Origin of the sequence: Sanguibacter inulinus (assembly GCF_013415325.1) — a bacterium.
GTDB lineage: Bacteria > Actinomycetota > Actinomycetes > Actinomycetales > Cellulomonadaceae > Sanguibacter > Sanguibacter inulinus.
This window is the reverse complement of the sequence record NZ_JACBYE010000043.1, coordinates 24,625-38,039: the sequence shown is the minus strand read 5'-3', so window position 1 is coordinate 38,039 and position 13,415 is coordinate 24,625. Positions and strand designations below refer to the sequence as shown.

13 protein-coding genes are annotated in these 13,415 nt (G+C 72.3%); 4 read left to right on the top strand and 9 right to left on the bottom strand.

All coding sequences use genetic code 11. The annotated features are described in order from the left end of the window. Window positions 1-197: 197 nt before the first annotated feature. Window positions 198-716 carry a hypothetical protein gene (locus tag HZZ10_RS14805; protein WP_179914086.1) on the top strand — a complete coding sequence of 173 codons (519 nt, stop codon included), beginning with the start codon at window positions 198-200 and terminating at the stop codon, window positions 714-716. 186 nt (window positions 717-902) lie between these two features. Here the strand turns inward: HZZ10_RS14805 and soxR are convergent, their stop codons facing one another. Together soxR and HZZ10_RS14795 are read right to left on the bottom strand one after the other, a co-directional pair. Beyond that, window positions 903-1,355, bottom strand: a complete 453-nt coding sequence (gene soxR / locus HZZ10_RS14800; protein ID WP_056130360.1) for a redox-sensitive transcriptional activator SoxR — start codon at window positions 1,353-1,355, stop codon at window positions 903-905. 301 nt (window positions 1,356-1,656) lie between these two features. Then, window positions 1,657-2,436, bottom strand: coding sequence for an alpha/beta hydrolase (locus tag HZZ10_RS14795; RefSeq protein ID WP_179914085.1), 780 nt, complete (start codon window positions 2,434-2,436; stop codon window positions 1,657-1,659). 132 nt (window positions 2,437-2,568) lie between these two features. Between HZZ10_RS14795 and HZZ10_RS20185 the strand changes: the two genes are divergently transcribed. Further along, window positions 2,569-3,201: an ArsR/SmtB family transcription factor gene (locus HZZ10_RS20185; RefSeq protein WP_373367338.1), complete on the top strand. Its 633-nt coding sequence runs from the start codon at window positions 2,569-2,571 to the stop codon at window positions 3,199-3,201. Continuing rightward, window positions 3,198-4,136 carry a cation diffusion facilitator family transporter gene (locus tag HZZ10_RS14785; RefSeq protein ID WP_179914084.1) on the top strand — a complete coding sequence of 313 codons (939 nt, stop codon included), beginning with the start codon at window positions 3,198-3,200 and terminating at the stop codon, window positions 4,134-4,136. The genes HZZ10_RS20185 and HZZ10_RS14785 overlap by 4 nt, the downstream gene beginning before the upstream one ends. A 118-nt stretch (window positions 4,137-4,254) precedes the next feature. On the opposite strand, the gene HZZ10_RS19875 is transcribed toward HZZ10_RS14785, so the two are convergent. Beyond that, window positions 4,255-7,194 (bottom strand): helix-turn-helix transcriptional regulator, encoded by a 2,940-nt coding sequence (locus HZZ10_RS19875; RefSeq protein ID WP_308507591.1) that lies wholly within the window; start codon window positions 7,192-7,194, stop codon window positions 4,255-4,257. Then, a complete protein-coding gene (locus HZZ10_RS14775; protein ID WP_179914083.1) occupies window positions 7,184-7,405 on the bottom strand; it encodes a hypothetical protein in 222 nt (73 codons plus the stop codon). Before HZZ10_RS14775 ends, HZZ10_RS19875 begins: the two co-directional genes overlap by 11 nt. 257 nt (window positions 7,406-7,662) lie before the next feature. On the opposite strand from HZZ10_RS14775, the gene rsgA reads away from it, so the two are divergent. Continuing rightward, the gene (gene rsgA / locus HZZ10_RS14770) at window positions 7,663-8,697 is read left to right on the top strand and encodes a ribosome small subunit-dependent GTPase A (protein WP_179914082.1); all 1,035 of its coding nucleotides are present in this window, start codon (window positions 7,663-7,665) and stop codon (window positions 8,695-8,697) included. A gap of 41 nt (window positions 8,698-8,738) precedes the next feature. On the opposite strand, the gene HZZ10_RS14765 is transcribed toward rsgA, so the two are convergent. The 5 genes from HZZ10_RS14765 to HZZ10_RS14745 all read right to left on the bottom strand — a co-directional run bounded on the left by HZZ10_RS14765 (window position 8,739) and on the right by HZZ10_RS14745 (window position 13,121). Beyond that, a complete protein-coding gene (locus tag HZZ10_RS14765; protein WP_179914081.1) occupies window positions 8,739-9,227 on the bottom strand; it encodes a hypothetical protein in 489 nt (162 codons plus the stop codon). A gap of 80 nt (window positions 9,228-9,307) precedes the next feature. Next, complete coding sequence (locus tag HZZ10_RS14760) at window positions 9,308-9,574, bottom strand: helix-turn-helix transcriptional regulator (RefSeq protein WP_179914080.1); 267 nt, start codon at window positions 9,572-9,574, stop codon at window positions 9,308-9,310. Window positions 9,575-9,713: 139 nt separating this feature from the next. Then, entirely contained in the window at window positions 9,714-10,472 is a 759-nt protein-coding gene (locus HZZ10_RS14755) for an SDR family NAD(P)-dependent oxidoreductase (RefSeq protein WP_056126977.1), read from the bottom strand. A gap of 116 nt (window positions 10,473-10,588) precedes the next feature. Beyond that, window positions 10,589-11,347 (bottom strand): winged helix DNA-binding protein, encoded by a 759-nt coding sequence (locus HZZ10_RS14750; protein WP_179914079.1) that lies wholly within the window; start codon window positions 11,345-11,347, stop codon window positions 10,589-10,591. Window positions 11,348-11,480: 133 nt separating this feature from the next. Beyond that, complete coding sequence (locus HZZ10_RS14745) at window positions 11,481-13,121, bottom strand: methyl-accepting chemotaxis protein (RefSeq protein WP_179914078.1); 1,641 nt, start codon at window positions 13,119-13,121, stop codon at window positions 11,481-11,483. Window positions 13,122-13,415 lie beyond the last annotated feature (294 nt).

The window sequence follows — 13,415 nt, the reverse complement described above, 5'->3', positions numbered from 1 at the left end:
GACGGGCACAGGGCTCGGGGCCTGAGGTGCCCACTCCTTTCGGTGATGCGGGAGGGGTTCGGGGAGAGCGTAGCAGAGAATGAGAACGGTTATCGTTACGTTCTGATCACGTGGTGTGCACGTCCCCGGGTGGCCCGACGGGTGGTCCTCGGGCAGGCTGGGAGGCCCTGCCCCACCGACGGACGAGAGGTCTCACCATGAGCGACTCCCACTACGACACGCAGTTCTTCGTGGTCGACGACGCCGCCGGCACGGTCGACGAGCTCAAGGACGCCCTCCGCAGCTGGGCCCAGGACCGCGACGGCGGGACGCTCCAGGAGCACGCCCGCGACGAAGGCCTCGAGTTCTTCGCGTGGGAGATCGACGGCTGCACCTTCTCCATCTCCTTCGACGACGTCGCCGACGAAGACCGCTGGTTCTACGCCGGCCCCATCGCCGACTCGCACGCCGCGCTCGCGGTCTACCGCGCGCCCTTCTTCGTCTCGGTCACGGGCAACGCCCCCGAGGACGAGGAGGGCAACCCCGACCTGGAGCGCCTGCTGACCGAAGGTCTCGAGCTCGCACGCGTCTTCGAGCGTCCCGGCATCGTGGCCGTCGGCATGGGGCCGAGCGGCAAGCGCGACGCCGCGGAGCCCGTCCCCGGGACCGAGCTCGCAGATCCTGACGAAGAGTTCGTGGTCGAGCTCCGCAAGCGCCAGATCAGCGACGGTCTCTGAGGTCGCTCTGCTGGGCTGAGCTTGCCCGGGGTGCCAGGGCTCATGCCGCCCGGCCCGCTGTCACAGGGGATCGACCGGGCCCTACGTCTGGACGGGGCTCGGCCTCGGGGAAGGTCGATTCAGTCCTGTGCCTGGACGGTGCTCAGCCGTCGGGGAGATGGACCCGGCCTGTGCCTCTTCCCGGCCCTACGCCTCGACGGTGATCGGCCCCGGGGGCAGGTCGAGCCGCCGCGCCCCGGCACCCTCGTCACCGAGGGCGTCTTCGGGGTTGAGCAACCAGCAGGCCTTCATCGACAGGCAGCCGCAGCCGATGCAGCCGGTGAGCTCGTGCTCGAGCTGCTCGATCGCCCGGCGGCGCTCTTCGAGGCCCTTCTTCCACTCCCGCGAGGCCCGCTGCCAGTCGGCGTGGCTCGGCGTGGAGTCGAGCGGGACGGTCCTCAACGAGGCCTGGACGTCCGAGAGCGGCACGCCGAGGCGCTTGCCGACGGTGATGAGGGTGATGCGCCGGAGCATGTGCCGCCTGTAGCGGCGCTGGTTGCCTGACGTCCGCGTCGAGGCGATGAGCCCCAGCCGCTCGTAGTAGTGCAGGGCGGAGACGGCGACCCCGGTCCGGCGGCTCACCTCGCCGATCGAGAGCAGCTGCTCGGGCGCGCGCTCGTCACCGCGGGCGTCGTCGGTGCTGCGCTCACCCGCACGGGGCTCATCAGCGCGGGGCTCGATAGTGCTGGGATCCTCGCTGCTGCGCTCAGCACCACCGCGCTCGTCGCCCGCGCGGCCGGGTCCGTCGGTCATCTGCCCTCCCAGGTAGACCTCAACCCTAGATGAGGTCGCGCGAGGATCCTGGCCTGAGCGGCCTGAGCGGCCTGAGCGGCCTGAGCGGCCTGAGCGGCCTGAGCGGCCTGAGCGGCCTGAGCAGCCTGAGCAGCGAGGGCCCTCGGCCTCAGCTCGGGTAGAGGAACGGCACGAGCGCCTCGCTGATGCTCTCGCGAGCCTCGTCGTCCGAGATCGTCGGCGTGCCGTCGCCGGGCTGGACCCCGTAGTCGCCGAACTGTGCGTGCGACGCACCGTCGATCCGCACGACCGTGGTGCTGGCGGGCAGGTCGGCGAGCGAGTCGTCGATCTTCGCGGGTGTCGCGAGGCCGTCCTGGGTGCCCGAGACGGAGATGACGTCGAGGTCGGTGCTGCTGGCGAGCGCGTCGCCCGAGCAGTAGGAGGCGAGCAGCACGAGGGCGTCGGCCTCTCCGGGCTCGGCGTAGCTGCAGGCCTTGACCCCGCCCATGCTGTGACCGCCGACTGCCCACGAGCCGACCTCGGGGACGAGGTCGGTGAAGGCCTCGAGCGGGCGCCGCTCGAGGATCGCCAGGTTGAGGAAGGGCTTGACGATCACGACGGTGGTGCCCTCGGCGGCGACCTCCTGGAAGGTCACCGCGTAGGCCTGCGGGTCGACCTTGGCGCCCGAGAGGAACACCAGCCCGCGACCGTCGTCCTCGCCGGTGGGGCGCAAGATCACGACGTCGCCCCGGTCGTCGAGGTCGACGCGCGGGTCCTCCTGCACGGCCGCGAGGCCTGCCGGTTCGGCCGGGTAGGTGTCGTTCGCCCACCAGAGGAAGGCCGAGACGGCGATCGCGAGGAGAGCCACGACGCTGATCCCGATGATGGTGAGGACCCGCCGGTGGCGGCGGACCCACCCTGGAGCGGACGGTTCGGGTGATGTGGGCATGGTCGATCTTCTCTGTGGCAGACGGCGAACGCTAGGCGGCTCCGTCTAGACGCCGACGTCCCACTGTGCAAGTATCTGCGTATGCACGCAGATAAGCAGACGAGCGGACACGGCCTGGGTGACGCTCCCGTGGTGAGCACCCAGGTGCTGGGGGTCGAGGGCGAGCCGGGAGAGCATGGAGCGCAGGCCGGGCACCGGCACACCGAGGCCGACGTCCCCGGCGCCCAGACCGGCGTCCACCACGCCGAGCCCGACGACCACCGCGTCCAGACCGAAGACCACCTGGTCGAGCTCGCTGTCGAGGTCTTCGCGATGTTCGCCGACGCGACCCGGCTGCGCATCGTCCTCGCGCTGCGGGGCGGCGAGCTGCCGGTCAACGACATCGCCCAGGCTGTCGGGAAGTCGCCGTCGGCGGTGTCCCAGCACCTCGCGAAGCTGCGGATGGCCCGCCTGGTCTCGACGCGCCAGGACGGGACGCGGGTGTTCTACAGGTTGACGAACGAGCACGTCCGCGAGCTCGTGACCGACGCGATCTACCAGGCCGAGCACGTCGCCGAGGGCTTCCCGCGGCTGCACCATCACGCTGCAGAGACGCCCCAGACCGTCACGACCACGCCAGGTCCCAGGGCCGCGCCCGGTACCAGGGCCACGCCAGGCACCAGGAGCGCCCCGGGACCCAGGAGCACTGCGGAACCCGTGAGCACCCCGGAACCCGAGCGCGCCCCGGAGGCCACCACCACCCCGGACGCCAGGAGGACCCCGTGAGCGGACACTCGCACTCTCACGACCACGCCCCGACCACGGTCGAGGAGGCACGCGGCCACAGGCGTCGCCTCGCGGTGGCCTTCGGGATCACCACGACGGTCTTGCTCGTCGAGGTGGTCGGCGCGATCTGGACCGGCAGCCTGGCTCTGCTCGTCGACGCCGCCCACATGCTCACCGACGCCGGCGGGCTGCTGCTCGCCCTCGTGGCGAGCGTCCTGACGATGCGTGCGCCGACGGCCCGGCGCACCTGGGGCTTCCGGCGTGCCGAGGTCCTCGCAGCGCTCGGCCAGGCCGCCGTGCTGCTGGCCGTCGGCGTCTACGTGATCGTCGAGGCCGTCCAGCGGTTGCTCGACCCTCCCGAGATCCCCTCGACCGAGCTGCTCGTCTTCGGCGTGATCGGCCTCGTGGCGAACATCGCCTCGATCGCGGTGCTGCTGTCGGCGCGTTCGGACAACCTCAACCTCCGGGCGGCCTTCCTCGAGGTCGTCAACGACGCCCTCGGGTCCGTCGCCGTGATCGTCGCGGCTGTCGTCATCGCGACCACGGGCTGGGGCGGTGCCGATGCTGTCGCCGCGCTGTTCGTCGGGGCGCTCATCATCCCGCGGACGGTCAGGCTGCTGCGGGAGGCGCTCGACGTGCTGCTCGAGTCGACTCCGCGAGGTCTCGACCTCGACGCCGTGCGCGACCACCTGCTCGGTGTCGAGCTGGTGCGGGGTGTCCACGACCTGCACGCCTCGCAGATCGCGACGGGTCTGCCGGTCCTCACCGCGCACGTGGTGGTCGACGACGAGTGCTTCCACGACGGTCACGTGCCGCGGATCCTCGACGCGCTCCAGGAGTGCGTCGCCGGGCACTTCGACGTGAACATCGAGCACTCGACCTTCCAGCTCGAACCCCCGAGCCACGCCGAGCACGAGGCCGGCGTGCACGCCTGAGGAGAGCGACGTCGCCGCCCGCCTCCCTCCCTGCCGGTCTGCGCCGAGGGTGTCAGCCGGCCTCCCTCCCTGCCTGTCGGCCTGGCCAGCCTGCCTGCCGGCCTGCCTGCACCGAGGGTCAGCCGACCCCGCTGTCCCCTCCGAGCAGCCCGCGCCTGTGCGCGACCGACACGGCCTCGGCCCGGCCTGACACGCCGAGCTTGGCCAGGACGTTCGACACGTGCACGCTCACGGTCTTGGTCGAGATGAACAGCCGCTCGCCGATCTGGCGGTTGGACAGGCCCTCGGCGACGAGGAGCAGCACGGCGGTCTCCCGCTCGGTGAGCACGGAGCCGGTCCCGGCCCGCTCCCCGTGCAGGCCGAGACGGGCCCGCCGGCTGAGGCCGTGGAGCGCCTCGACGAGCGGGAGCGCGCCTGTGGCTGACGCCTCGTCGAGGGCCTCGGCGGCGACGGCCCGCGCCTTCTCGCGGTCGTCGTGGTCCAGGAGTGCCTCGGCCCACCGCCACCGGGTGCGTGCCGACTCGTACCTGTAGCCGAAGTCGAAGGCCCGAGCGGCGGCCTCCCACAGAGCCGGGTCGTTCTCGCCGGTGAGCCTGGAGTGCTCGGCGTGCACCCGCGCCAACCAGGCGCGACCCTCGGGTCCGAGACTGCCTCCGCGGGGACGGCCCCGCTCGGCCGCGGTGACGGCTGCGTCGCGCAGCTGGTCTCCCCGCTCGACCAGCTCGGTGGTGCTCCGGCCCGCGGTCCGGGCCGCTGCCGCCTGGTCGGAGAGAGCGGCGAGGGCGAGTGCCGCGAGCCAGATGCTGCCGAGGAAGTGCGTGCTCCATGTCCGGCTGAGGTAGGCGACGAGCTCGGTCGCGAGGGCGACAGCCTCCTCGGGCCGACCGTCCTGCGTGAGCGCGTCGACCGTGCACCCGCCGGCGACCAGCGCGACCTGCTGGTCTCGGTCCCACTCCGGGCGCAGGCTGAGCCCGAGATCGACGACCCCGGCGTCGCCCCGGGCCAGCGCGGCGTAGAGCCGGACCGCGACGTGGGTGGGAGAGGCCCCGGCAGGGATGGGTGCACCTGGCGTGCTCGGGGGCGCGAGGTCACCGCGCAGGTAGCGGACGACCTCGCCGAGGTAGCGGAGCTCGGCGCCGTAGACGCTCCAGGTGGCCCCGGTGGCTGCGGCGCGGGCCGTCCCGTCGGTCACGATCGCCTGCGCCTGGTCGAGGTGCCCGGCGTAGAAGCGGTTCGAGGCGAGGTTGAACCAGCAGCGCAGCTCGGAGACGAGGTCGTCGGCGGCGACGGCTCTCTCGCGCGCGGCGAGGAGCAGCTCTTCGGACCTCTCGACGTCGGCGACCTCCAGGACGGCGAGGGTGGTCAGGGCGTCGGCCTCGACGTCCGGGGTGCCGAGCTCGCAGGCGAGGGTGACGGCGCGGCTCGCAGACTCCCGCGCGAGGTCGTCGAGGTCGTCGCTGAGAGCCGAGCGTGCGTGGGCGGCCAGGGTCCAGGCGAGGTCGTGCGTGGCGGGACCTTCGCCGAGCACGTCGAGGGCCTGGCCGGTCTGGTCGAGCGCGGCCGGGACGTCGTCGACGGCGAGCAGGTACCGCGCGAGCCGGTGCCGCAGGCCCGCCTGCCGGACCGGGTCGTCGGCCGCTCGCTCGACGCCGTCGGTCGCCAGCTGCAGGGCGCGTGCGGGGGCGCCGGCGAGGCTGGCCGCCGACGCCGTCTCGAGCAGGACGTCGACGACGTCCAGCCCGACGAGCGCTCCAGGGTCGTCGACGGCGTCCCAGAGGGCGAGGACCTGCTCGAGGTGACGCTGCTCCTCGGCGTGCGCGTAGACGCGTCCGGCGGCGCGTGCGGCCCGGTGCGAGAGGGCGAGCGCCTGGGGGATCTCGTGGGCGACCAGCGCGTGGTGCGCGGCCTGCGCAGCCGGCCCGAGCTCGGGCCGGGCGAGGAAGGCCGTCAGGTAGGCCTTGTGCAGCGAGACGCGCTCTCCGGGCAGGAGGTCGCCGTAGACAGCCTCGGCGAGGAGCGCGTGCCGGAAGGCGAGGGTGTCACCCTCGACCACGAGCACGTGGTGCGCGACAGCCTCCCGCAGGCTCGCCGTGAGGTCGGCCGTCTGCTGTCCCTCCGTGGCGGTGACGACCTGGCTCACGAGCTCGTGCGAGACGGTGCGCCCGGACACCGACGCGACCTGCACGAGGCGCTGAGTGGCGGGTGCCAGCTGTTCGATGCGCGCGTGCAGCACGTCGGCCAGCGACCAGGGCATCGAACCCCCGAGCGCACCCGCCTCGACGAGCTCTTCGGCGTAGTAGGCGTTGCCCTCGGAGCGCCGCAAGACCTCGGCGAGGTCGGCGTCGCTCATCGGGCGCCCGAGCACGGCTGTCGTGAAGTCCCGGAGCTCGTCGGGGGAGAAGGGACGCAGGTCGGCCTGCTCGACCCGGGCGTGCCTGTGCAGCTCGGCGAGGAGCGAGCGGACCGGGTGGCGCCTGTGCATGTCGTCGGTGCGGTAGGACATCACGAGGAGCAGGTGCTCCGACCGCAGGCGTGCGACGAGGAACCTCACGAGGTCACGGCTGGACGGGTCGGCCCAGTGGAGGTCCTCCACGACGACCACGAGCGGTGCCTCGGCCGAGCTGCCGGCAGCCAGGGCGGCCGCGAACCCCTCGAGCACCTGACCGCGCTCGCCCGCGTCACCGGTCGAAGTCGTCGGCGGTGTGCCGCCGAGCGCACGGGCCAGTGCCGGGCGGTCGAAGACCACAGCCCTCACGGCGTCCGACGACCTGGCGAGCTGGTCGACGGCCTCGGCGAAGGGCAGGTACGGGATGCCGACCTCGCCGAGGTCGACGCAGTGCGCGACCACGACGCGAGCCCCGGCGCTCTCGGCAGCCCGCGCTGCCTGGCTGAGCATCCTCGTCTTGCCGACGCCGGCGTCCCCGCCCACGAGCAGGATCCCCGGTTCGCCCTCGCGCGCACGCTCGACGGCTGCCGCGAACCTGTCGAGCTGGTCCTGGCGGGCGACGAAGGGCACGGGGTCTGAGGGCGGCACGCCGCCGATCATGTCACCGCTCACCGACGGCCGACCACCCTGTCGCCCTCGGCCTGTGGATAGCGGGCCTGAGGGCTGCGCGCAGCGACCAGCCGTATCTCCGTCTGCCGTCGGCCTCCTGCCGCGCACGCCGCTCGTCACGACGGGTGCGCGCCCTGGAGAGCTCCGCCGTCAGCCTCTCGCGGCGGTAGGCGAGCTCCGCCTCGATCGTCAGGTCTGTCGTCTGCCAGCTCATGGCGGTCCTCCCTCGTCCAGCGGGTCTGCGGCTCGGTCACCGCTCCCTGTGTGCTCTCCACACTCGTGCTGAGGGGGGTGCTGGCGGATCGGTCGAGCGGTCCTGGTCTCGGGGCGCTGGGGTGCGGCGGCGCGTCTGAGGTACCTCAGGTGGGTCGCTCACCCGGCCGCTCTGCGAGACGACGCAGGCACGCCGACGGCTGTCCCCTGCAGAAAACACCTGGCCCCGTGCCTGTGCCGCGCGTCACGATGGGGCGCATGACAGACGACATGCTCGAGACCCTCGGCTGGGACGCCCGGCGCGCCTCCGAGGCTGCTGCCCACCCCGCCGCTGGTCCCGGGGTCTTGCCCGGGCGCGTGGTCCGCGTCGAGCGCGACCTCGTGAGGGTCGCGACCCAGGACGGCATGCTGACGGTCCCGTCGGTCGGGCTCGCCGTCGGCGACTGGGCGCTCACCGACGGCCAGTCCTGGGCGAGCGCCCTCGACCGTCGCACGGAGCTGCGCCGCAAGGACTCCGGCCCGACCTCGGACGAGCAGCTGCTCGCCGCCAACGTCGATGTCGTGGTCGTCGTCGAGCCGATGGCCCCCCGGCCCAGCGTCCGCAGGGTCGAGCGGATGACCACCCTCGCCTGGGCCTCGGGCGCCGTCCCGCTGGTCGTGCTCACCAAGGCGGACCTCGCCCTCGGCGGAGAGGTCGCGGACGTGGCCTCGGTCGTCCCCGGCGCCGAGGTGCTCGCCGTGAGCGCAGCGACAGGTGCCGGCCTCGACGCCCTGCGCGACCATCTGCCTGCGGGGCGCACCTTCGTGCTGCTCGGCCCGTCCGGGGCCGGGAAGTCGACGCTCGTCAACGCGCTCGCGGGCTCCGAGGTGCTCGCGACGGGTGACGTCCGCGGCGACGGTCGTGGCAAGCACACGACCACCCACCGCGAGCTCGTCCAGGTGCCCGGGCTCGGGTGCCTCGTCGACACCCCCGGCATCCGCGGGGTCGGTCTGGTCGCCGACGAGGACGGGCTGGAGCAGGCCTTCGCGGACGTCGTCGAGCTTGCGGCGGCCTGCCGCTTCGACGACTGCGAGCACAGGACCGAGCCGGGCTGCGCGGTCCTCGAGGCCGTCGAGCAGGGTGCGCTCCCGCAGGCACGGCTCACGTCCTACCGCCACCTGCTGCGGGAGATCGCGCACCAGAGTGCCCGCAAGGCCTCGCAGGACCGCAGCGCGCTGCGCTCGCGGGGTCGGCAGTCGAACCGGACCATGCGCGAGGCGATGACGGCCAAGGGCCGCGGTCCGGCCGTCTGAGACGGTCGGACCGCGGCCCTCGCGCAGGCGCGACGCTGTGCTCAGCCGGCCTTCGGGTGCAGTGCCGTGACGAGGGTCGGGATGGTGATGACCAGCTGGAAGGCGATGACCACGACAGCGGCGAGGGCCTCGGGCGAGGCGTCCCACCACCCGGCGGCCGCTGTGAGCAGGACGAGGAGCGAGACGAGGGACGTCACGGAGAGCACCTGGTAGGACCGGGCGAAGACGAGGCCCCGGATCTCGTTCTGACGTTCGTCGAGGACCTCGGGCGAGAGCTCTTCGATCCCTCGGGTCGAGGCCTTGAGCGCCCCGAGGGCCATGACGAGGGCGAAGACCAGGATCACCATGACGGGGATCCACACGACCATCGGGACGATCTCGGCGGCGAGCAGCATCGCGGCCTCGAGGAGGAGCACGGCGACGAGTGCTGCGGCGAGCAGGCGGCGCGCCCGGGGGGTGCGGAGGCCTTCGAAGCTGGGGTCGTCCAGGGTGGCGGCGCGGCGTTCCTGGCGGGCGGTCGAGCGAGTCATGTCGTCTCCAGGGTCGGTCGGGTCGGTCGGGTCGGTCGGGTCTGCGGGAGTCTGTCGGCGCCGAGGGTCGGGCCAGCGGGTCAGCGACCCTCGTTGTAGATCTGGTCGGCCATGCTCGGGAACTGTGTCAGCGAGAACGCTGCCCCGAGCGGGACGCCGAGGGCTTCGGCGATCTTGAGGGCGAGCACGAGGCTGGGGCTGTACTCGCCCCGCTCGAGGTAGCCGATGGTCTGGTAGTGCACACCCACGGCCTCGGCGAGCTCTCTGCGGCTCATGCCCCGCTCGGTGCGCAGGACGGGCAGACGCGTGTAGAACTGCGGCGGCTCGTCGTTCTTCTGCTTCGGCATGTAGTAAAAGTACTACGGGTCGGAGTGGGTGTGCAACAGGGGTGGCGTCCGGGTACGACGAAGGCCGCCGGTCGGCGTCGTGGGACGTCGGCCGGCGGCCTGTCAGGCAATGCGTGCGCGCCGGTCGCCCGGCAGCGGGTCAGGCTGCCGAGTAGCCGCCGTCGACCAGGTGGTAGCTGCCCGAGATGAACGACGCCTCGTCGCTCAGCAGGAACAGGACGAGCGAGGCGACCTCGTCGTCGGTCCCGAGGCGCTTCGACGCGTGCTTCTCCTCGAGGTCGGTCAGGGCCTCGGGGGAGAGCGAGGAGCGGACGAGCGGGGTGTCGATGAAGCCGGGGCCGACGGCGTTGGTGCGCACACCCTGCGCGGTGTACTCGAGGGCGGCGACCTTGGTCAGGCCGATGAGCGCGTGCTTGCTCGTCACGTACGCGGCGTTCTGCGCGATGCCGACGGAGCCGAGCACGGAGCCCATGTTGACGATCGCGCCGCCGCCGGCGGTCACCATCGCGGGGATCTGGTAGCGCAGGCCGTAGAACACGCCGTCGAGGTCGACCGCGCGGACGCGGTCCCAGGCCTCGATGTCGTACTCGCCGATGTTCTGCGGGGCTGCCCCGATGCCGGCGTTGTTGACCGCGAGGTGGAGCGCGCCGTAGGTCTCGACGGCGAAGCGCACGGCCGCGTCGGAGTCTTCGTGCTTGGCGGTGTTCTGCGCGAAGGCAGAGGCCGTCCCGCCTGCCGCGACGATCTCGTCGACGATCCCCTGCGCGGCGTCCAGACGGATGTCCGTGACGACCACGGAGGCACCCTCGGCAGCCAGCCTGCGGGAGACCGAGGCACCGATGCCGCTGCCTCCACCCGTCACGATCGCTACCTTGCCGTCGAACCTCTGTCCGGACATCTGTGCCCATCTCCCTCAGTCGTGTGCGGGGCGTTCTCGCCCTCTCCCGCGTCAACCCCGACAGGGTGGTAAGGATTCCCGGTGTGACGGACGAGACGAGATCTCACCGGGCCGCGTCAGCAGACGGTCGGCCCGTGCCCCGGCAGAGGTGATCCCGTGGCACCGGTCCGCGCCGCGAGGTCTTCGTCCGCGTCGCGCAGACCGATGATCGCGTGGACGCTCTCGACGGCGCGGTCGAGCAGGTCGAGGACCTCGGCCACCTCGGAGGGCTCGGCGCGCTGCAGGAGCGCGTCGGTCGCCCGGATCTGCATGGCCTCGGCCTGCGTGAGGATCGCGCGTCCGGTGTCGGTGAGCGCCGCCGCGACCACGTGTCCGCGGTCGGAGCGGGTCGTCACGAGGCCCTTCTCGCGCAGCGACACGAGGGTGAGCTCGACAGCCCCGGTCTCCATGCCGACCTTGCGCCCGATGTGCCGCGGGTGGTCGACCTCGCACTCGATCGCCTTGAGGATCATGAACTGGCTCGACCGGAGCGAGGTCATCGCCTCCATGCCGCGCTGCAGGAAGGTCCCGAGGACCTGGAGCTTGTTGAGGCGCTCGAGCACCTCCACGGCGGTGTCCAGGTCGCCGACGGGCGTGGAGACGAGCTCGCGCCGGGCGATCACCGCGAGCTCGACCCCGGTGACGGTTGGACTGGTGGAGCCACCGCCGGCGGGGCTGCTGCCAGGTCGACGGCCGGATCCGCCGTCGCCGGAGCTGCTGCCGTCGGGCCTGCGGACGGAGCCGCCGTCGCCGGGTCCGTGACCACCGGGTCCGCCGCCTGGTCCGACGGGCCCCGACGAGGGCTCGGAGGGGCGGATGACTGTCGGCGTGCTCATGCGGGGTCCTTCGGTCGGCGGGCAGGTCTACCAGGGACAACGCCTGAGCGGCGAGATCCGTCCCCGAGTCTGCCCTGGACCACCGTCACACGGCTCGCAGCCGGGAGGCCACGCCCCCCGGCTGCGTCCTGCGTCAGTACGTGAAGGTCGAGACCGAGGCGCGCATCTCGGCGGCCATCCGGGCGAGCTCGTTGACCGCAGCGGTCGTCTGGGCGAGCGCCTGCGTGGTCGAGTCGGCGGCGTCCGAGACCCCGGTGATGTTCGAGGCGATCTCGCCCGCCCCCGTCGCGGCGTCGGCCACGTTGCGGCTCATCTCCGTGGTCGTCGCGGTCTGCTCCTCGACGGCTGAGGCGATGGTCAGCTGGTAGTCGTTGATCGAGCTGATGACCCCCGAGATGTGCTCGATCGACGAGACCGCACCGGCGGTGTCGGTCTGGATGGTCTCGACCAGGCGTCCGATCGACTCGGTGGCCCGGGCCGTCTCCTGCGCGAGGTCTTTGACCTCCGAGGCGACGACGGCGAAGCCCTTGCCCGCCTCACCGGCGCGCGCGGCCTCGATGGTCGCGTTGAGGGCCAGCAGGTTGGTCTGCTCGGCGATGGTCGTGATGACGCGCACGACGTCGCCGATCTCCTGGCTGGACGTGCCGAGCTTGGCCACAGACCCAGTCGCGCTCTGGGCCGCGGTGACGGCCTCGGCGGCCACCCGGGCGGCGTCGTTGGCCGACTGCGAGATCTCGCGGATCGACGCACCCATCTCCTCGGCGCCGGCCGCGACGGTCTGCACGTTCCCGGACACCTGGAGCGCCGCTGCGGAGACGACCCCGGCCTGGGCGGAGGTCTCCTCGGCACCGGCCGAGATCTGGTGGGAGCTGGCGGAGAGCTGCTCAGAGGCCGCAGCGACCGAGTCGGAGGACCGCACGACGGTGCTCATCACCGACCGCAGGTTCACCAGCGCGCCGTCGAGCGCCTCACCCATCCGGCCCAGCTCGTCGCGGGAGGTCATCCCCGTCGTCCCCGTGAGGTCGCCCGCGGCGACCTTCTCGACGACGTCCTGCACCCGGCGGGCGCTGCTGGCGACCTGACGGGCGACCAGCCAGCCGAGCCCGAGAGCGAGGAGCGCACCGAGCACGAGCACGAGGACCGACACGACGCGCTGCTGCTCGTAGGCAGACCGCGCGCTCGCGACGGCCTCGACCGACCGCTCCGTCTCCGCCGTGATGAGGGCGTCGACCTGGGCCGTCATCATCGAGCTGAGCGGGCCGACGACGTCCTCGTTCGTCTGGACCCACAGGGCGGTGTTGCCCGAGAGTGCGATCGGCGCCATGACCGTCCGCTGGTCGTTGAGGTACTTGCGGAGCACGGTGTCGAGCGTGTCGAGCACCAGCTCGCGGTTCGCGTCGAGCTGTGTTGCGCCGTACGCCGCGCGCGCCTCGTCGAAGCGCGCCTCTGCCTCGTCGAGCTCGACGAGCTTGGCGCGCTTGGACTCTTCGTCGACCGCGAGCATCACGTCGCGCACCTTGAGGCGCATGTCGCTCATCGCGGTCTCCATGTCCGCGGAGAAGTGGACGCCGAGGATGTTCTCCTCGTAGAGCATCTCGGTCGTCGCGGCCGAGCTGCTCAGCGCCGTCAGACCCAGCACGCCGACGAGCACGGCGACGGCTGTCGAGACACCGACGGCCGCGAGGACCTTGGTGCGCACGCCCAGGTCGCGGAACCTGGCAGAGAGGCCGCCCCGCGCGGACGAGGTGCTGGGGCGTCGTGAAGCGGCGTTCATGGGGTGCTCCGTCGATATGGCCGGCGGCGGGGGTCGACCTGGACGGTCGAGGCCGGATACGCCTCTCATCGGCCGGTCGAGGGGCAGCGTGAGCCGCCGAGAGGGTGTTCCCGACCGCCTGGGAGGTGGCGTGCGCCACACCCGCAGCGGCCTACGACCGGTCCGCCGACGTGTTTCTCTCACAGCACATCCGGGCGGATCTGGTGCACAGAGGGTGAAGAACCGGCTCGAACCAGGGCATCGTGACGGCCGACACCTGGGCTCGCGGAGCCTGCGCCGCGCGGCTGGTGGATC